Origin of the sequence: Nocardia sp. A7, from assembly GCF_046549215.1 — a bacterium.
Classification (GTDB): domain Bacteria; phylum Actinomycetota; class Actinomycetes; order Mycobacteriales; family Mycobacteriaceae; genus Nocardia.
The window spans coordinates 93,025-111,958 of sequence record NZ_JAJPWE010000002.1; the positions used below are offsets into that span (position 1 = coordinate 93,025).

An 18,934-nucleotide genomic window follows, 5' to 3' on the forward strand; every position below is an offset into this window, starting at 1 on the left:
CTGCCGCAACCGTCGCGATTGCCTATTAGTTAAGTTTCTGAAATACTTTCGGCGTGATGCGAATGAGCGACGGAAACATCTGGGACCGGTTCGCCGGGCTGGTCACCGGACGGCGATCGTGGGCCGTACTGCTCGTCGTCGTCGCGGCCGCCATGGCCGTGATGGCACTGGCGGGGAGCAACGACAGCGCGGGCCAGGCTCCGGTGTCGTTGCCGCGATCGGCGGAATCCGCCTTGGCGGCCGAAGCCGCCGCACGGTTTCCCGATGCGGGAACCGCCACGGCGATCATGGTGGCGACGCGTGCCGACGGCGGCACACTGACACCAGCCGATCTCGCTGCACTGGACGCGGCGCTCCCCCGCGCGGGGGAGTCCTCGACCGACGACGCCAGGGTGATCGTCGCTCCCGACGGGCAGGCCGCGCTCGCCCAGATTCCGGTGTCCGACCAGCTCAACGGCTTCGCGCTCACCGACCGGATCGGCGAACTGCGCACCGCCGTCGCCACCGATCTCCCCGATACGCTGCGGGTGCAGATCACCGGCGGACCGGCTTTCGGCGCCGACATCGCCGACTCCTTCTCCGGCGCGAACGCGCTGCTGCTGATCGTCACCGCGATCGTGGTGATGGTCTTGCTCATCGTCACCTATCGCTCGCCGGTGTTGTGGCTGGTTCCGTTGACGGTGGTCGGTCTCGCCGACCGCGTGGCCTCCAGCGTCGGTACGTTGTTGGCCGAGCTCACCGGGCTCTCCTTCGACGGTTCGACCTCGGGTATCACCAGCGTTCTGGTTTTCGGGGCGGGGACGAATTACGCGCTGCTGTTGGTGTCGCGGTACCGCGACGAACTGCATCGCCACACCGACCATCGGGTGGCGTTGCGCGCCGCGGTGCGTCATGCCGCGCCCGCCATCGTCGCCAGCAATGTCACCGTTGTCCTGGCTCTGCTGACGCTGTTGCTCGCGGCGCTGCCCAACACCCGCAGCCTCGGCGCGTTCGCCGCGGCAGGGCTCGTGGTCGCGTTGATCTTCGTGCTCGCCGCGTTGCCGCCCGCGTTGGCGCTGTGCGGGCGGCGGATCTTCTGGCCGTTCGTGCCGAAGGCGGACGGTCGCGACGCGGCCGAGCAGGGTGTCTGGTCAGTCGTCGCGAAGCGGGTGGTTCGGCGCCCGGCCGTCGTCGCCGGGGCGGCCGCGGCGGTTCTGATCGTCTTCGCGACCGGGCTCGCGACCACCGACATCGGGCTGTCGCAGACCGAGCAGTTCCGCGTCGAAGCCGAGTCGGTCGACGGGCTCGAGACGATGGCCGAACACTTCCCGTCGGGCTCGTCGGACCCAGCCGTGGTGATCGCGCGGAGCGAGACGACCGCACCGATACAGTCGGCACTCGATGGCGTGCAGGGTATTTCGCGTGCCACGGCCACCGGTACCTCCGAAGACGGTTCGACACGGTGGTCGGTCGTGCTCGACGCGGCACCGGGCTCGGCGGAAGCGTTCACCACCATCGCGGCGACCAGGGACGCGGTCGGTGCGGTCCCCGACGCCGAGGCACTCGTCGGCGGGTCGGACGCCGAAGCGCTCGACATCCGCGACGCTGCCCGTCGAGACCAGGCGCTGGTCATTCCGCTGATCCTCGCCGTCGTGCTGCTGGTGTTGCTTGCTCTGCTGCGCGCGGTGCCTGCCGCCGTGCTGCTCGTCGGCGTCACGGTTCTCAGCGCGCTCGCCGCGCTCGGAGCGGGCAGCTGGATCAGCGGCGCCGTCTTCGGCTTCCCCGCACTGGACACGAACGTACCGCTGTTCGGCTTCCTGTTCCTGGTCGCGCTGGGTGTGGACTATACGATCTTCCTGGTCACCAGGGCGCGCGAGGAAGCGGGTGCGCACGGCACCGTCCAGGGGATGGTGCGCGCCGTCGCCTCGACCGGAGCCGTGATCACCAGCGCCGGTGTCGTCCTCGCCGCGGTGTTCTGTGTGCTCGGTGTGCTGCCGTTGATCACGCTGACCCAGTTGGGCATCGTGGTCGGAGTCGGCATCCTGCTGGATACGCTCGTGGTGCGCACGCTGGTCGTCCCCGCACTGTTCGCGTTGCTCGGCGACAAGGTGTGGTGGCCGGGAGCGCCGGCGAAAGCTACGGCGACGCCGCCGGCGTCGCGCGAAACAGCCGACGTCGGCTGATCGTCGCGCTGCCGACCTCGACCGGGTTGTCGTCCTTCGATGGGTGGTGCTGAGGGCCGGCGAGAATGTCGGCCCCCGGTGGCAGGATGCGGGGGTGGGTGATTACTTCGAACGAATTGTCGATCTCGATGTGGCCGCGGCGGACGCCGGAGCGGTTGCGGAGCGGATGGTCGAGTGGATGGTGTCGCGGGGGTGGCTGCTGCGGGAGACCTCGAGTGACGGCGTCTACAGCCTCCTTGCCGACGAAGGGTATGTGGCGGGCCCGGATTGGGCTCAGCTCACCCAGACATGGGGCGAGGATTGGATTCCCGGGCCGGTGGCCGTCATCGTCGGCAGGAATGCCCACCACGGCGGTCAGGGCGACATAGAGCCGGCTGCCGTGATCTGCCCGCACTGCCGGGCGAAGACCGTGATCATCGACTACCCGCAGGCATGGGAAGCCGATCCCGCTGTGTGGCAACCGTTCTCGGACGCGATCGACTCCTGGATCGAGTCCGGCGACGGCGCGGTCACCTGTGGCTCCTGCGCCACACCGAGTCCGATCATCGCCTGGCAATGGTGCGACGGTTTCGCTCTCGGCGCCCTCGCCTTCGACTTCTGGGGCTGGCCACCGCTCACCGACGAATTCCTCGCCGCCTTCACCGCCGAACTGGGCCACCGCACCGAGCACCTCACGGGCAAGTTCTGAATCGCGGCCCCCCTTCGTCGGCCCACCCACCGGTCACCGGTGCGACGCCGATCTCACCGGTGGGGAGTGGCCCTCGGTGAAAATTCCGCGCTCACTAGCATCGATACAACGCAAACATCGTTGAAAACTAGAGGACGTGTGTTGACTACCGAACAACTTGATCGCTGGAATGCTCAGGAAGCTGCGGCGGAGGCGATGATTCCGATCATCGGGACGCTGTATCGCAGCAAGGGTGTGACGATTCTGCTGCACAGCCGGTCGCTGGTGAACAAGTCGGTGATCAGCATTCTGCGCACGCATCGGTTCGCGCGCCAGATCGGCGGCGAAGAGCTGTCGGTGGACGAGACGTTGCCGTTTCTGCAGGTGATCAGCCGCTTGGATCTGGGGCCGTGCAAGATCGATCTGGGCCAGCTCGTGATGGCCTATCACGCCGACGATCGGGGACTGCCGGTCGAGGAGTTCACCACCTCGGTGCTGGCCGAGGTGAGCGACGGCAACAAGGCCGTGTCGCAGGGGCCCCGTGACGTGGTGCTCTACGGGTTCGGCCGGATCGGGCGGCTGGTCACCCGGCTGCTGATCGAGAAGGCCGGGTCGGGCAACGGGCTGAGCCTGCGCGCGGTGGTGGTGCGCAGAGGCGGCGACGACGACCTGGCCAAGCGGGCGTCGCTGCTGCGCCGCGATTCGGTGCACGGGCACTTCAACGGCACGATCAAGGTCGATACCGACAACGACACGATCACCGCGAACGGCAACGTCATCAAGTTCATCTACAGCGATGACCCGACGACGATCGACTACACCGCCTACGGCATCGACAACGCGATCCTGATCGACAACACCGGTCGCTGGCGTGATCGCGAGGGCCTGGAACAGCACCTGCGCCCCGGCATCGCGAAGGTCGTGCTCACCGCGCCGGGCAAGGGCGACGTGCCCAACATCGTGCACGGCGTGAACCACCGCGACCTCGACCTGTCGCAGCAGATCTTCTCCTGCGCCTCCTGCACGACCAACGCGATCGTGCCCCCGCTCAGGGCCATGGACGACGAATTCGGCATCGTGCGTGGGCACGTGGAGACGGTGCACTCGTTCACCAACGACCAGAACCTGCTCGACAACTACCACAAGGCCGACCGTCGCGGCCGCTCCGCGCCGTTCAACCTGGTGCTCACCGAGACGGGCGCCGCCTCCGCGGTGGCCAAGGCGATGCCGGACTTCAAGGCCAAGATCACCGGCAACTCGATCCGCGTGCCCACCCCGGACGTCTCCGTCGCGATCCTGAATCTGCAGCTGAAGCAGGACACGACCAAGGAAGACGTGCTCGCGTACCTGCGTCAGGTCTCGCTGGCAGGCCCGTTGAGCCGCAACCTCGACTACACCGCCGCCACCGACGCGGTGTCGAGCGACTTCATCGGTTCGCGCGCGGCCTCGATCATCGACGCCAACGCCACCATCGTCGAGGGCGACACCGCGATTCTCTACGTCTGGTACGACAACGAATTCGGCTACTCGTGCCAGGTGGTGCGGACCGTGCAGTACATCTCGGGCATCGAGTACCCGACCTACCCGCAGTTGGGTGCGCCGGCGCGTGAGCTGACCGACGCGCGGTAGTCAGCCGCTGGTGCGGCGGGCTCCGGGTCGCTGACCTGGGCCCGCCCACCTCGCCGACCCGGGTGCGGACCGTCACCGCTTGTCGGGTCGCGCGCAGTTGTGCATACTGGCCTCATGACATCCAGTCGAAAGGGCGTCCTGCGCCCGGGCCGTTGAGCCCCACGCCGGTCATCGAACCGGCCCCTCTCCCGCTCGATCGCGGGGAATTCACCGAAAATCAGCAGCGTTGCCGCGCGTCGTTCGACGATGCGCGCCGAGACCTTTGGCTTCGTGTGCGCGAATTCGCGGTGCCGCCCGCCATGATCGAGGGTGCCACCGCCCGCAGGCTCGTCGGCGACTGGTCCGGGGCTTGCACCGCGGCTCACGTCGATGTCGAGGTGGATCTGCGGTCGTTGGCGCGGACCCACGGGCGCGAACTCGCCGCGCGCGTGCGTGCCGACCTCAGACATCTGGCACCGGATCTGCTGCGCTGGCATCTACCCAGAATCGCACCGGACGGCTTGCTACGGCCCGGGTTGACGATGGTACTGGCTCGCTACGACACCGGGAGCGTCGAACACCTCGATGACGAAAGTTCTTGGACCAGTACGGGTTCGGTGCACCTAGTGGTGCGCACCCCACCGGCTTGGGCGGCTGCCGGTCAGCGGATCAGCCTCGCGTTGTGGGACTCGGCGAGCCCCGCAATCGCCGCGCGTCTGCACCCGCACCCCCGACCCAACAGTCGCTATCGGCTCGATCTGCACCGTCACCTGTGGGACTCGCGCAGAGCGGCGGAGCTGCGAGACCGTTCCGGCGCAATGCAATGCGCTGTCCCCGGGCTCGCGCCGGACGACGAACCCGACTCCGGGCTGCCCGGTCCGGTCTCGCGCGACGGCGGGCTCGACTTCGGGCTGTCCGGGTCGGTGCCGCCCGGGTGTGCCGTCGATCGTTGGGCGGCCGAGGCGGGCATTCTGCTGCAGGCGTCGGGGCGCCGGTCCGGGCTGGTTCTGGTGCGGTGCGGTGCCAGGAAACGGGTCGTGTTGGACGTGCACGCGGATGACCCACCCGCAGTGCGGATTTCGAGGCAGTATCCGCGCGGCGGGATCTCCGCCCTTCCGGTCCTACCCGACGCGGCGACCTGGGTGCTCCCCGACCTGGAGTTGCTCCGCGTGGGCGCGATCACCGCAGATCGCCTGCATCCACTGATCGCGTCGGCACTCGGTCGCGACGCCGCGCCGACCGAGACCTCCGGGGTCACCCCCGGTCATCGGATCGTGGAATGCCGGGGCGAACGCCACCGGATCGGGTTGGTGAACGGGGTGCTCGCCGCCCTGGACCACGAGCCCGCCGAAATCCGGCGCGAAGAGCTCCTGGCAGCCCTGACCGGAACCCCGATGCCCTGCCTGCAAGCCATCGACCGATCCCTGCGACATCCGGATCGGCTCGTCTGCGACCGTCTGGACCACGGCGATATCGACGGCGCCCTCGCCATCGTCGAAGCCGAGCTCGGCGCCGACGCGGTACTGCGCGACGGACCGTTGCGCGATGCACTCGAAGCCGCTGTGCGACAACGGATCACCTACGGTCTTTTCCGCGCCGGCCTGCCCGCACCAGGTCGTGGCCACACCCCTCCCGACCGGTACGACCGTAAGGGTCGTCGCGCACGTCCGAGACACACCGCCTCGCGCTGAATTGCCGATCAGGCCATCAGCGTCGCGCTGACGGGCCGAACCATGCCTTCGGCTCGCGCGGGCTCAGCGCTGTCGCCGCACTTCGTCGACCGACATGCGGCAGAGCTCGATCCCTCCGATCACATCCATCGAATTCTTCTGACCCCAAAGGTGATTCACATGACTGTTCACACCCTCCGCCCGCCGCTCCCGATCCGCGCCGCCGACTCCCAGCTCGATGTCGCGGGCGAACTTCTCGCCATGCTGGGCGAAGTGAAGACAGAGCCGCGTCGCAATACGCAACTGGAAGCTCTCACCTTGGCCGTGGCCGCCGACCTGCCGGTGCTCCTGTGGGGCGAGCCGGGCATCGGCAAGACCGCTGCCCTCACCCAGCTCGCGCAGTCGCTGGAGCTGCCGCTGACCACGGTGATCGCGAGTGTGCACGAGCCGTCGGACTTTTCGGGACTGCCCGTCATCGGCGACGACCCCGCGACCCAGGGTGTTCCGATGGCGCCGCCGGACTGGGCCGTACGACTGGTGAGAGCCGGACGAGGCTTGCTGTTTCTCGACGAACTGTCCACCGCGCCACCCGCCGTACAGGCCGCACTGCTGCGCGTGGTTCTCGAAAGGCGCGTCGGCGCACTGGAACTGCCGCCGGGTGTGCGCATCGTCGCCGCCGCCAACCCGCGCTCCTCGGCCGCCGACGGCTGGGAACTGAGCCCGCCGCTGGCGAACCGCTTCGTGCACCTGCAGTGGACCCACGAGCACGACGTCGTCGTGCGCGGTCTCGGCGGAACATGGCCGCGCGCGACCCTGCCTCGGCTCGCGCACGAAAGCCTCTCGGGGGCCGTCGCTTTCGCCCGTCGCGCGGTCTGCACATTGCTCGCGGCGCGGCCCAAACTCGTGCATCAGATCCCCACCACCGAAACCCGGCGAGGCGGGCCGTGGCCGTCGCCGCGCAGTTGGGAGATGACCCTGCGGTTGATCGCCTTCGCCACCGCGGCCGACGCGAGCCGCGACGTGCTCTCGCAGTTGATCCGCGGCACGGTCGGCGACGGCGCCGGTTTCGAACTGCTGACCAGCATCGATCGGATGGATCTGCCCGACCCGGAAGCGCTGCTTGCCGATCCCGCCGCCGCCGAACTGCCGACGCGGGGTGACCTGCGCCAGGCCGTGCTCGACGGTGTGGTGGCCGCGGTCCGCAAACGACCGGAGCAGGAGCGTTGGGATGCGGCTTGGTCGCTGCTGGTCAAAGCCGTGCAAACCGGGGCCCCCGACCTGGTTGTCGTGCCCGCGACCACCCTGGCCACGCTGCGCCGCGACAACTGGGACGTGCCCGCGTCGATCGAACAACTCGCCGGGGTGGTGTCGGTGTCGCAGAGTGCCGATCGCGCCGCGGCCCGCGTCGCGGTCGAGGCGGGCCGATGACAGCGGACACCACCACGCTGGATTTCGAGAAGCTGTACGCCGCACGGCTGCAAGCTGTTTCGGCCCGCCCCTATCTGGCGACCGCGCTGTACGCGCTGCACATCGTCGAGTCGCGAGCAGTGCCGACGATGGGTGTGGACAAGCACTGGCGGTGCTACGTGTCGCCCCGTTTCGTCGACTACACACCGGTGGAGGAACTGGCTTCGATTCTGGTGCACGAGGTTTCGCACCTGCTGCGAGACCATCACGCCCGCAGCGATCGCTACGCCCATGCCCACGACCTGAACGGCCCGGCGGAGCGACTGCGCATGAATATCGCCGCGGATGCCGAAATCAACGACGACGCGTTCGGTGACGGGTTGGTCCCGCCCGCGGGCGCGGTTCTGCCCAGCACATTGGGGCTTGACGCGGGGCAACTCATGGAGGACTACCTGGGTCAGTTCCGCCTCGGGCATCTGACGGAAGGCATGGCATGGCTCGACTGCGGTAGCGGCGCCGACGGCTCCGACCGCGAGTGGGAGTTGGGCCCCGACGGCGCGGACGGCCTCAGCGAACAACAGCGCGACGGCGTCCGATTCCTCGTGGCGCAGGGCATCGTCGGCCGTCCCGGCAACGCACCACAGGGTTGGCGACGCTGGGCGAAGGAAGCACTGCACCCGTCCCAACCATGGCGGGATCTGCTCGGCGCCGCCCTCCGCGCGGCCGCCTCGGCCCCCGGTGTCGGCGAGGACTACACCTACCGCCGCCCGGCCCGCCGCTCCACGGCACTCCCCGGCATCGTGCTGCCGAGCCTGCGCCGCACCCCGCCCAAGGTCAGCGTGGTCATAGACACCTCGGGATCGGTCAGCGACGACGAACTCGGCAGCGCGCTGCTCGAAGTGGCCGCGATCGTCCGCGCCGTGGGTGGGCGCCGCGACCTGGTCACCGTGTTCTCGTGCGACGCCGCGGCCCGGATCGCCCACCCGCTGTGCCAGGCAGAGGGGATGACGCTGATCGGCGGTGGTGGCACCGACCTGCGCACCGGTTTCATCAAGGCCCTGCGCACCCGCCCTGATGTGCTCGTGGCCCTGACGGACGGTCAAACGCCCTGGCCGTCACAACAACCGGCCTGCCGAACCGTGGTCGGCCTCTTCCGCCGGGAACGCGCATGGCAGGAGAACGATCCTGATTACGTTCCGGACCGACCACCCGCGTGGGCACGGGTGGTCGACATCGGCTGAGGGCGCGGTCGGCTATCCGCCGGAGGCCGCCCGCCGCGCCCGTAGCAGCGGCGACACCAGCATGACCGACCCCGACACCAAGAGCCCGGCGAGTGGGATCAACGGCAGATAGGACACCCACACCACCGGCTCTTGCTGCGCCAGTGCGATGACAGTGGCGACAACGGTGACAACGAACACGACCACCGACCAACGATGGACCTGACGAACGCGCCGGTCACGCGCGCCGGTGGCGGGAGCCGCTCGCGAGCCACGATAGACCAGCACGTACATCAGCGCACCGGACAGGAAGAGTCCGGCGAGCGGAATCAGCGGCAGGTAGACCACCCATTCCGGTCCGCTGAGCGACAACCCGATCACTGTGACAACCACTGCCGCGAGAAAGCCGACGGCAAGCCATCGATGAGCTCGTCGAACTCCGATGATGTTCATCGAAAACCCCTTCGTTGATCACGTGGAAACAATGCTTCCACGGCACCGACCCAGGAACTTCTCCATTCCTGATCGTTTCTTCCCCGGCGACGACCGACAGTTGGTCGACCCGTTTTCAATCCGGCAATTCGTTGAAAGTATCAATCGACGCGGGCCGTCGAAGCCCTGCCAGACTCGTCGTGTGATCAGCGCGATTGTGCGAATTCGGTCCATCACCTACGAATCAGAGGGCGTGCTGTCCTTTGTGCTCACCGACCCCGGCGGCGCGCCACTGCCGCCGTGGGAGCCGGGTGCGCACGTGGATGTCGTCCTGCCGGACGGCGTCGTTCGTCAGTACTCGCTGTGTGGCGATCCGGCGAATCGGGACAGTTATCGCATCGCGGTGCTGCTCGAGGAGCAGGGTCGGGGCGGGTCTGCCTGGATGCACGAGAAAGTGCGGCCGGGCATGCTGTTGGAGATCCGGGAGCCACGCAACAATTTCCCGCTCGCCCCGGCGGCGAGCTACCTCTTGATCGCCGGCGGTATCGGGATCACCCCGCTGCTGCCGATGATGCGCGAACTCGAACAGCGCGGCGCCGCATGGCAGTTGCACTACGGTGGCCGCACCGACGCGCGGATGGCCTTCGCCGATGAGTTGTCCGCCTATGGTGCGCGGGTTCGTCGCTACGCGCAGGACGAAGTCGGGCTGATGCCACTGGCCGAGATTCTCGAGCCGGTGACCTCGGGCACGCTCGTGTACTGCTGTGGCCCTGAGCCGCTGCTCACCGCGGTCGAGCAGCACTGTGTGTCCGATGTTGTGCGAGTCGAGCGTTTTCATCCGAAGGAGATCGCCTCGACCGGACCGGACCGGCCAACGACGGTCGTGCTCAACCGCTCCGGCCGGACCATCGAAGTTCCGGCCGATTCGTCTGTCCTGGACGCGCTCGAACGGGCCGGTGCGGACGTGCTGTGGTCGTGCCGGGAAGGAACGTGCGCGACCTGCGAAACCACCGTGCTCGAAGGTGACGTCGAGCATCGCGATTCGGTTCTCACACCGGCTGAACAAGAGGCGGGCAAAACCATGATGATCTGCGTCTCCCGAGCACGCACTGACCGCCTCGTACTCGATGCCTGAAAGGTCGAAGACTGTGCACGATGTCATTGTTGTCGGCGCGCGCTGTGCCGGTGCCACGGTCGCGATGCTGCTCGCGCGGCGTGGTTACCGGGTGCTCTGCGTCGACCAGGCGCTGTTTCCCAAGGACGCGGTGTCGACCCATATGCTGCGCCAGAGTGGGCTTGCGCGACTGCGGGATTGGGGCCTGCTCGATCGGTTGAAAGCCACCGGCTGCACGCCGATTCACTCGATCACCATGTCCTACGCCGACGCCCACTTCTCCGGCTTCTCCGACCCGATCGACGGTATCGCCGAGACCTTCGCGCCGCGGCGCATCGTGCTCGACAAGCTGTTGCAGGACGCCGCCCGCGAGGCCGGGGTCGATCTGCGCGAAGGCGTCACCGTGACAGATCTGGTGCGCGAGGGCGAGTGCGTCACCGGCATCGTCGGCCGCGACCGCGACGGCGAACCGGTCACCGAACATGCCCGCCTGGTCATCGGTGCCGACGGTTACGCCTCGACCGTGGCCCAGCTCACCGGCGCCCAGAAATACGACGTGATCCCGGGGGAGACCTTCACCGCCTATTCGTACTGGTCCGGCCTGACCATGCAGAGCCAGTTGCGGATCGGCGACAAACAGGCGGTCGGCGGTTGGCCGACCAACGACGGCAAGACACTGATCTGGTGTGTGCAATACGTCGACCGATTCGCCCCGTTCCGCACCGACATCGAGCGCAACTTCTCGTTGGCGTTCAAGGAAACCGCGCCCGATCTCGCCGAACTCCTCGAGACCGGCGAACGCGACGAACGCTTCTACATCGCCCGCTACCCGGAGAACTTCTATCGCGAATCACATGGCCCCGGTTGGGCATTGGTGGGCGACGCCGGGTACCACAAGGATCCCTTCACCGGCCTCGGGATCAGCGACGCGTTCACCTACGCCGACCTGCTCGCCGAGCGGGTCCACGAGGGACTGTCGGCGGCGCGGCCACTCGACGAAGCGCTCGCCGACTACCAAGCGCAGCGGGACCGATCGAGTAAGCCGATGTACCGATTCACCTGTGACTCCTCGCGACTTGTCCTGCCGGACAAGCATGTCGAGGTGATGCGTGCGCTGCCCAGCAGCCCGAAACACACCAAGCAGTGGTTCCGGATGATGGCGGGCGGGCTCAGCGGCCGGGAGTTCTTCGCCGAGGACAACCTCGCCATGCTGCTGAATCCGCAGGGCTCACGATGACCGTGCCACCGTTCGACACCGCCGGAATCTTCCGCGACGAGAACGGTGTCGCGCACTACGCGGATCTGCCGGATTCGCTGGTGGACATGCTGCGGCACACGGTGCGGACCTGGCCGGACCAGGAAGCGATTGTCGAGGTCGGTGGCGAGCGACTCTCGTACCGGCAACTGTGGGATCGCGCTACCAGGGTCGCGGGTGGTCTGCGGGACAGGGGAGTCCAACCGGGCGACCGGGTCGCCAGTCTGATGGACGCCGGGAGTGATTGGGTCGTCGGCTTCCTCGGAATCGTGCTGGTCGGCGCGGTGGCGGTGCCGGTCAACACCCGGTTCGCTGCCCCGGAAATCGAACACGTCCTGCAAGATTCCGACGTCACTTTCACTCTGCGGCCGAAAGAGGCACTGCCGCAGGGTGATCCCTATGTGTACGAGGGTGCGGGCCCGACCGACCTGGCCGCGATCTTCTACACCAGCGGCACCACCGGCCGCCCCAAGGGCGCGATGACCACGCACCGCAACCTGCTGTCCACCGTGGAGAACGTCCGCCGACTCGCCGACATCGCCGCCGACGAAGGCCCGACCCTGCGCAACCTGGTCTCGGTACCGCTGTTCCACGTCACCGCCTGCAACAGTCAGCTGATTCCCCAGCTTGCCATCGGCGGAACCACGATCATCTTGCCGCAGTTCAAGATTCACGACTTCCTGCGAGCGATCGTGGACGAGAAGATCACCTCGCTCACCAACACGCCCGCCATCTACTATCTCGCTTTCCGGCAACCCGACTTCGCCGCATTCGATCTGAGCGCGGTGAACCGGGTCGCCTACGGTGGCGCGCCCGTCGCACCCGCGTTGGTCGCCGAGATCGCCCGGCACTTCCCGAACGCACGCCTTGCCAACGGTTTCGGCCTCACCGAGACCTCGTCCATCTCGACCTACCTACCCCACGAATGGGCCACCGAACACGCCGAATCGGTGGGGTTCGCCGCGCCCATCGTCGACCTGGTCATCGACGCACCCGATCCCGTCAGCGGGGTCGGTGAACTGCTCATCCGGGGCGCGAATGTCGTTGCCGGATACTGGAACAATCCCGTCGCCACCGCCGCGACCTTCGTCGACGGCTGGCTGCGCACCGGTGACCTGGCCCGGATCGACGAGCGAGGACTGGTGTCGATCGCCGATCGGGCCAAGGACATGATCAACCGCGGTGGCGAGAACGTGTACTGCGTCGAGGTGGAGAACGCCCTCGCCGGTGCCCCCGGCATCGGCGAATCCGCGGTGGTCGGGGTGCCCGACGACATGATGGGGGAGAAGGTCGGTGCGGTAGTCGTGCCGGTGCCGGGCACCGAGTTCGACGAAGCCGCCGTGCTCGGCTACCTGCGCGAGCGGCTCGCCGATTTCAAAGTCCCCCAGTATTTCTCGGTGCGCACCGAGCCGTTGCCACGCAACCCGGGCGGCAAGATCGTGAAGACCGCGCTGCGGTCCGAACCGTTCAAGCCCGCGGCACGAGGGTGATGCTGGTCCGCTTCTGTTCGGCGAAGGCGTAGATGTCGTCATCGGGTGCCAGATCCTCGGCACGGTAGCCGATCGTGCTGAGGACGGCGGAACGATCCAGGTCGAAGATATCGGTGTAGTAGAGCGCACGGCTGACCCTGGTGTAGGCCGGATCGGCACCCCGATCGGTGCCGGAGAGATTGACGTTCGCGGTGAACCAGCCCGCCCGCTCCGCCAGCAGGGTGCTGAGTACGCGAGTGGTCGCCCCGGGCACCCAGCTCCAGTCCCAGCTGTCCGGCTCGGCCCACGGCCCACCGAACTCGCGCGAGATCGCGACGCCGGGCACGCCGCGCGCCCCGGCTTCCTGGACGGCACCATAGGTACCGCTGACATTCAGGGTGGCCCCGATGTTCTCGCCCGCGTTCACCCCGCTCAGGCACAGGTCGACCGGCGCGACGATCCCGGACGTCAGCGCGAACACCACGCACGCCGCCGGCGTCGACCCCACGTGGATGGTGGGAATTCCGGCGGTCGGCGCCGCCCACGCCCAGTCCACCGCGACACCACTGCGCCGCGACTGGCTCGCGCCCGACATCGGTCCGCTCGGTGCCACCACCGTCGCGTCGATGCCGAGCGCGCGCACGGCTTCCGCTGACGCCAGGAGCCCTGGCGCGCGGTAGCCGTCATCGTTGGTGATCAGCAGGTGCATCGAAAGCCGTCACTCGGGCACCGGTTTCCGGGTCGAACAGGTGCAGCCGGTCCGCCGCGACGGTCACCTGGATTCGCGAGCCGACCGCCGGAGCCGGATCGTTCGCGGGCAGCGTCACGGCCCAGCGACCCGATTCGCCGGTGCACTGCGCGATCAGGGAGTCGCCGGTGAACTCGACCAGCTCCACCAGCCCGTGCACGACCAATCCCGTGCCGTCACGGCGGCGCAGCGTGCCGTCACCCGGCCGCCAGCCCAGCTTCAGCTGCGGTGGGAGACCCGCGACATCGTGCGGGAGCAGCACTTCCAACCCGGGGCCGGTCATCCCGTCCGCGTTCACGGTCACCGTCGCCAAGTTCATCGGCGGGCTGCCGAGGAACGTCGCGACGAACAGATCGACCGGCCGCTGGTACACCTGCGCCGGACTGCCGACCTGCAACACCCGCGAATCGTTCATGACCACCAGGTGGGTGGCCATCGACAGCGCCTCGAGCTGGTCATGAGTGACCAGCACGACGGTATTGCCGAGTTCACGATGCAACCGCACCAACTCCACCCGCGCCTGCTGGCGCAACTGCGCGTCGAGCGCCGACAGCGGCTCGTCGAGCAGCAGCACCTTCGGCTGCCGGACGATCGCCCTGGCCAGCCCGACTCGCTGGCGCTGACCACCCGACAACTGCGCGGGCCTGCGATGCCGCAGTTCGCTCAGCCCGAGGCTGTCACACGCCCCTGCCACGCGCCGCTCGATCTCGGTGCGGTCCAGCCCCGACTGACGGTTGTGCTTGCCTTCCAGGCGCAGGCCGAAGGAGATATTGCGTTCCACGGTCATGTGCGGATACAGCGCGAAGTCCTGGAACACCATCGAGACACCTCGACGTCCCGGTGCCACGTCGGTGACATCGGCGCCGTCGATGAGCACCCGCCCCGAGGTAGGCGGGATCAGGCCCGACACCACGCCGAGCGCGGTCGATTTCCCGCAACCGGACGGCCCGACCAGCACGGTCAGCGACCGTCCTGGCACATGCAGCAGGTCCACGTCGAGCGCGGGGCGGTCCTCGCCGTACTGCTTGGTGATGCCGTCGAGCACCACACCGGCCGAAAGATCGAGCTCGGTGGTCAGCACCGGGGGCTCGCTCACACTGAGACTGGTCATGTCGATTACCGAACCCCTGAATGAAGGAAGGCGTCCGCGATCCGTCGCGACGCCAGGACATAGATGATGACGACCGGCAGCGACGCCAGCATCGCCGCGGCGAGCATGGGCCCGTACTGCGCGCTCTCGGGCCCGATGAACAGCGCCAGACCCGGCTGGATGGTGGTGTCCTCCGGATCGGGCATCACCAGCAGTGGCCACAGGAATTCGTTCCACGTACTGATGAACAACAGGATCGCCACCGCGCCCAGTGCCGGACGCAGCACACCGAGCACCACGTGCCGCAGGATCTCCCACGACGTCGCGCCCTCGAGCACCGCCGCGGCGATCAGCGATTGCGGCACCGACCGAATGTGGTCGCGCAGCAACAACACCGCGAGCGCGCTGACACCGAGCTGCGGGATGATCACCCCGATCGTGTGGCCCTGCCAACCCAGCTTCGCGGTCATCAGGAACTGCGGGATGATCAGCGCCTGCGGCGGGATGAGCAGCGAAATGCCAACGGCCGCAAGGACGAAACCGCGCCCGCGCGCCTTGTCGAACCGCACCAGCGCGTAGGCGGCGGGTATCGCGACCAGCATCGTCGCGACGGTGACGCCCGCGGCCATCACGAAGGTGTTCCACAGCAGCCTGCCGATCGGGAAGTTGCCCACGGCCAGGTCGTAGTTCTCCATGCTCGCCGGGAACGGGATCGGATTCAGATCGAAGATCGTCGACACCGGCTTGAAGGAGGTGGCCAAGGCCAGCGCCACCGGGAACAACATCAGCACAATCGCTGTGATCAGTAGCAGGTGTCTGCCGATCGCGTCACCGCGTCGCACGGAATCTCCTCGAGAGCAGGGTGTGGAAGGTCAGCAGCAGCCCGAACGCGACCGCGATCACGATGGCCGCCGCCGATGCGGTGCCCGCGTCGAAAAAGGTGAAACCGTAGGTGTAGAGCCGGTAGTAGACGTTGTCGGTGGCATTGCTGGGTCCACCTCGGGTGAGCACACCGATATTGGTGAACAGCCACGGCCACACCACCACCATCGACAGCATGCCGAGCAGAATGATCGGACGCCGTAGCTGGGGCAGGATGATCGCTCGGGTGATCTCGCCCTCGGTGGCGTCGTCGAGGCGCGCGGCGTCGACGGTGCGGCGATCGAGGTTGGCCAGTGCCGCACCGAACAGCAAGGTGTTGAGCGCCACTACTTTCGGCGCCGTCACCACGACCACGGTCGGCAGGGCGGTGGCCGGGTCGCCGAGCCAGTTGATCGGTTCCACACCGGCGAACCCGAGCACCTGATTCAAGGTCCCGTACAGCGGATCCAGAATGAACTGCCACGACAGCGCGTTGGCCACCGGCGCGAGGACGACCGGCAGGAACAGCAGCATCCGGTAGAACTCGCTGATCCGGCCCGGGCGCTTCCACAGCGCGATCGCCAGCGCACACGGGACGACCGTCGCGAACGGCAGCACGAACAGCGCGTACTTCAGCGTGTTCCACGCCGCGTTACCGAATTCGGGTTCGGTGAGCAGGGTTTGGTAGTTCTTCAGGCCGTTGAACTCGATATCGGGGGAGACCAGGTTCCAGTCGAGGAAGCTGAGCACCGCGGTGAACACGAGCGGACCGTAGACCCACACCACGATCGCGAGCATGGCAGGCGAGAAGTACAGCCAGGCCACCCCGGTCGCGGCGGGGCGCTCGACCGCACGCACGGTGCGCTCCGGCTCGCGCGTCTTGGTGAGTGTCATGAACGGGACCGCACATCGAGCATGCGCACGGTGGTGTCCAGTGCCTCGGCGTAATGGCGGGCGTGGCGCATCTCGATGATGATCGCCGGATCGCGGGCGAAGGTCGTTTTGAGCACATCACCGAGCGGGATCGTGCCCCAGCCCGGTGGCAGGTGCAGGTCACCTTCACCGAGCAGTTCCAGTTCGTACGGGCTGGCGTCGGGCTGGCGAGCCATCCGGCCGAAGTTGTCGTGCAGGTGGATGTGGCCGACGACCGGGGCGACCTCGCGAATCGCGGCCAGGAAGTCGTAATTCAGGTACCCGGCCGACAAGAACGCGTGGCCGACATCGAGACACATCGACACCGCGGGGTGATCGATCTGCTGTACCTGTTCGGCGACCAGATCCAGGCGCATCCCGTAGGAACGGCGGGCGAGCACCGCGGGTCCCGGCGCGCGATTCTCGACCGCGATCATCACCCCGCGTGCGCCGGATTCGTCGGCGAGATCGCGCAGCATCCTGCGTTCGGTCGCCATGCCCGCGGTGAACGCGTCACCGTCGCTGTACAGGTTCGGCAGCACGCCGGCGTGGTAGACCAGCACCTCGGCGCCGATCGCGGCGGCCACTTCCAGATCCGCCAGTAGTCCGAGTTGCTGGGTCTGCGCGCTGCCGGGATCGAGCAGATTGCCGGTGCGTCCGGAGGAATGCCATGAGCTGTGCAGGGTCAAACGCAACGGGCACCCGGCCAGCGCGTCGCGCAGCGCCGCCAGCCGGGAGCGCTGCACCCGCCCGCCGATCACCACCCCGAGCCCGCAGCCGCCGAGTTCGGCATAGCCGAATCCGGCGGTCGCGGCCTCGTCGAGGAATTCGCGCATCTCCTCGAAATCGGAACGCAGGAGCTGCTTTCCCGACCACGGATTGACCGTCAGGCCGATCTTGTTCGGGATTGCGCCGCCGTGGTGCGAACCGTTGGGCGGCGTGGATGCGAATACCTGGTGTGACAACGTTGTCTTCCTTCGAGGTGGTGACTCAGCGGGTGGTGCGCGAACTCAGTTGAGTCCGCGGATCTTCGTGGCGGCGGCGCGCAGGGTCGCCGCCGGGTCGGCACCGCGCAGGACGATCGGCTCGACAGCCTCGTCCTGGAGGATCACGACGCCCTGGTTGGACTGCTTGCCGGGGAAGGCGGTGTAGGGCGCCAGGTCGGCCATCTGCTTGACGGCCGAGCCGAGCCGCGGATCGGCCGACGACTCCGCCGCGGTACGCAGCGGCAGGTAGCCCATCTGTGAAGCGATGAGCTTGAAACTCTCGTCATTGGTGAGGAACTGCACGAACTTCCACGCCGCCTTGGCCCTGGCGTCGTCCTTGGCCACGATCGTCAGGCCGGAGCCGGAGAAGGTGGGGCGGGCGGGCAGGTTGTCGAAGGCGGGCAGCGGCGCCACCTGCAGGGCGAACTTGCCCTTGGCAGCCGCGTCGAGGGTCAGCAGACCGCCACCGGTGGTGACCAGCATGCCGAGCTTGCCCGAGTTGAAAGCGCTTTGCGCGGAAGCGAAGTCGACCGCGGGCTGCACACCGGACTTGGTCAGATCCTGAATCGTCGACAGCGCGGTGATCACCGGGGCCGAGTCGACGGTGATCTCACCGCTGCTCGACACCAGCGCACCACCGGCACTGTTGACCAGGGACTGGGTCAGGTAGTCGGACTTGCCCGGGTCGGCCGCCGAGACGTACACGCCCTGCGCCTCGGTCTTGTCCTTGATCGCCTGCGCCGCCTGCTTGAGCTGGGCCATCGTCTTGGGCGGCTGCGCCGGGTCGAGCCCGGCCGCGGTGAACAGGTCGGCGTTGTAGAAGACCACCGGGGTGGCCATCATGAACGGCATCGCGACCGGCTTCTTCGCACCCGCGACCGGCGTCGCCTTCAGCACCGACGGCACGAAACCCGCCATGTGCTTGTCCCACTCGCCGGACCCGGCGACCTCCTCGAGCGAGCGCAGCGGCAGGGTCTGCGAGGCCTGCGCGACCTTGCTCCACCCGATCTGCGCCACGTCGGGCGGGTTGCCCGCGACCACTTCGCTCTGCAGCTTGGTGAGCGCGTCCGCGGTCGGCACCGACTGCGGCTTCACCGTGATCTTCGGATTGGCCGTCTGGAAGTCGTTGATCAACTTCTCGATGCCCTTGCCCAGCGGGTTGGCCTGTCCGTAGGTGTAGGACAGGAAGGTGATGGTCACCGGGTCGTCGGCCCCGGCCGGGGCCGAGTTGTTCTGGCCGCAGGCTGCGAGCAGCGTGGTGACCGCGACGAGCACGATCCCCCATCCGGCCTTACGGCCGTGGTGGTGCGAGTTCATAACAGGCTTTCTGTGG

Annotated in this window: 16 protein-coding genes; 9 read left to right on the forward strand and 7 right to left on the reverse strand. The window is 67.6% G+C overall.

Translation table 11 applies throughout. From position 1 onward, the window contains the following. The first annotated feature begins 62 nt into the window (after nt 1-62). The 6 genes from ACLJPD_RS11875 (at nt 63) to ACLJPD_RS11900 (ending at nt 8,755) form a co-directional block, all read left to right on the forward strand. On the forward strand, nt 63-2,162 hold the full coding sequence (locus ACLJPD_RS11875) for an MMPL family transporter (RefSeq protein ID WP_410872091.1): 2,100 nt from the start codon (nt 63-65) through the stop codon (nt 2,160-2,162). Nucleotides 2,163-2,256: 94 nt separating this feature from the next. After that, nucleotides 2,257-2,850, forward strand: a complete 594-nt coding sequence (locus ACLJPD_RS11880; RefSeq protein ID WP_410872092.1) for a hypothetical protein — start codon at nt 2,257-2,259, stop codon at nt 2,848-2,850. 195 nt (nt 2,851-3,045) lie between these two features. After that, a complete protein-coding gene (locus ACLJPD_RS11885; protein WP_410873388.1) occupies nt 3,046-4,458 on the forward strand; it encodes a glyceraldehyde-3-phosphate dehydrogenase in 1,413 nt (470 codons plus the stop codon). Nucleotides 4,459-4,730: 272 nt separating this feature from the next. Continuing rightward, nucleotides 4,731-6,128: a hypothetical protein gene (locus tag ACLJPD_RS11890; RefSeq protein ID WP_410872093.1), complete on the forward strand. Its 1,398-nt coding sequence runs from the start codon at nt 4,731-4,733 to the stop codon at nt 6,126-6,128. 159 nt (nt 6,129-6,287) lie between these two features. Then, on the forward strand, nt 6,288-7,535 hold the full coding sequence (locus tag ACLJPD_RS11895) for an AAA family ATPase (protein ID WP_410872094.1): 1,248 nt from the start codon (nt 6,288-6,290) through the stop codon (nt 7,533-7,535). After that, nucleotides 7,532-8,755 carry a DUF2201 family putative metallopeptidase gene (locus ACLJPD_RS11900; RefSeq protein ID WP_410872095.1) on the forward strand — a complete coding sequence of 408 codons (1,224 nt, stop codon included), beginning with the start codon at nt 7,532-7,534 and terminating at the stop codon, nt 8,753-8,755. The genes ACLJPD_RS11895 and ACLJPD_RS11900 overlap by 4 nt, the downstream gene beginning before the upstream one ends. Before the next feature lie 12 nt (nt 8,756-8,767). Here the strand turns inward: ACLJPD_RS11900 and ACLJPD_RS11905 are convergent, their stop codons facing one another. Beyond that, the gene (locus tag ACLJPD_RS11905) at nt 8,768-9,187 is read right to left on the reverse strand and encodes a hypothetical protein (protein ID WP_410872096.1); all 420 of its coding nucleotides are present in this window, start codon (nt 9,185-9,187) and stop codon (nt 8,768-8,770) included. Nucleotides 9,188-9,368: 181 nt separating this feature from the next. Between ACLJPD_RS11905 and ACLJPD_RS11910 the strand changes: the two genes are divergently transcribed. From ACLJPD_RS11910 to ACLJPD_RS11920, 3 genes are read left to right on the forward strand one after another with little or no spacing between them, the layout of a single operon-like run. Next, nucleotides 9,369-10,301, forward strand: coding sequence for a PDR/VanB family oxidoreductase (locus ACLJPD_RS11910; protein ID WP_410872097.1), 933 nt, complete (start codon nt 9,369-9,371; stop codon nt 10,299-10,301). A 13-nt stretch (nt 10,302-10,314) separates the two neighbouring features. Beyond that, nucleotides 10,315-11,517 carry an FAD-dependent oxidoreductase gene (locus tag ACLJPD_RS11915; protein ID WP_410872098.1) on the forward strand — a complete coding sequence of 401 codons (1,203 nt, stop codon included), beginning with the start codon at nt 10,315-10,317 and terminating at the stop codon, nt 11,515-11,517. Continuing rightward, the gene (locus ACLJPD_RS11920) at nt 11,514-13,025 is read left to right on the forward strand and encodes a class I adenylate-forming enzyme family protein (RefSeq protein WP_410872099.1); all 1,512 of its coding nucleotides are present in this window, start codon (nt 11,514-11,516) and stop codon (nt 13,023-13,025) included. Before ACLJPD_RS11915 ends, ACLJPD_RS11920 begins: the two co-directional genes overlap by 4 nt. On the opposite strand, the gene ACLJPD_RS11925 is transcribed toward ACLJPD_RS11920, so the two are convergent. The 6 genes from ACLJPD_RS11925 to ACLJPD_RS11950 are packed head-to-tail and all read right to left on the reverse strand — an operon-like array spanning nt 13,003 to nt 18,918. After that, nucleotides 13,003-13,713 (reverse strand): 5'/3'-nucleotidase SurE, encoded by a 711-nt coding sequence (locus ACLJPD_RS11925; RefSeq protein WP_410872100.1) that lies wholly within the window; start codon nt 13,711-13,713, stop codon nt 13,003-13,005. The genes ACLJPD_RS11920 and ACLJPD_RS11925 overlap by 23 nt on opposite strands. After that, a complete protein-coding gene (locus ACLJPD_RS11930) occupies nt 13,688-14,863 on the reverse strand; it encodes an ABC transporter ATP-binding protein (RefSeq protein WP_410872101.1) in 1,176 nt (391 codons plus the stop codon). The genes ACLJPD_RS11925 and ACLJPD_RS11930 overlap by 26 nt, the downstream gene beginning before the upstream one ends. 5 nt (nt 14,864-14,868) lie before the next feature. Further along, the gene (locus ACLJPD_RS11935; RefSeq protein ID WP_410872102.1) at nt 14,869-15,684 is read right to left on the reverse strand and encodes a carbohydrate ABC transporter permease; all 816 of its coding nucleotides are present in this window, start codon (nt 15,682-15,684) and stop codon (nt 14,869-14,871) included. After that, complete coding sequence (locus ACLJPD_RS11940) at nt 15,671-16,597, reverse strand: carbohydrate ABC transporter permease (RefSeq protein ID WP_410872103.1); 927 nt, start codon at nt 16,595-16,597, stop codon at nt 15,671-15,673. The genes ACLJPD_RS11935 and ACLJPD_RS11940 overlap by 14 nt, the downstream gene beginning before the upstream one ends. Then, nucleotides 16,594-17,580 carry a sugar phosphate isomerase/epimerase family protein gene (locus ACLJPD_RS11945; RefSeq protein WP_410872104.1) on the reverse strand — a complete coding sequence of 329 codons (987 nt, stop codon included), beginning with the start codon at nt 17,578-17,580 and terminating at the stop codon, nt 16,594-16,596. Before ACLJPD_RS11945 ends, ACLJPD_RS11940 begins: the two co-directional genes overlap by 4 nt. Before the next feature lie 45 nt (nt 17,581-17,625). Continuing rightward, entirely contained in the window at nt 17,626-18,918 is a 1,293-nt protein-coding gene (locus tag ACLJPD_RS11950; RefSeq protein WP_410872105.1) for an ABC transporter substrate-binding protein, read from the reverse strand. Between the last annotated feature and the right edge of the window lie 16 nt (nt 18,919-18,934).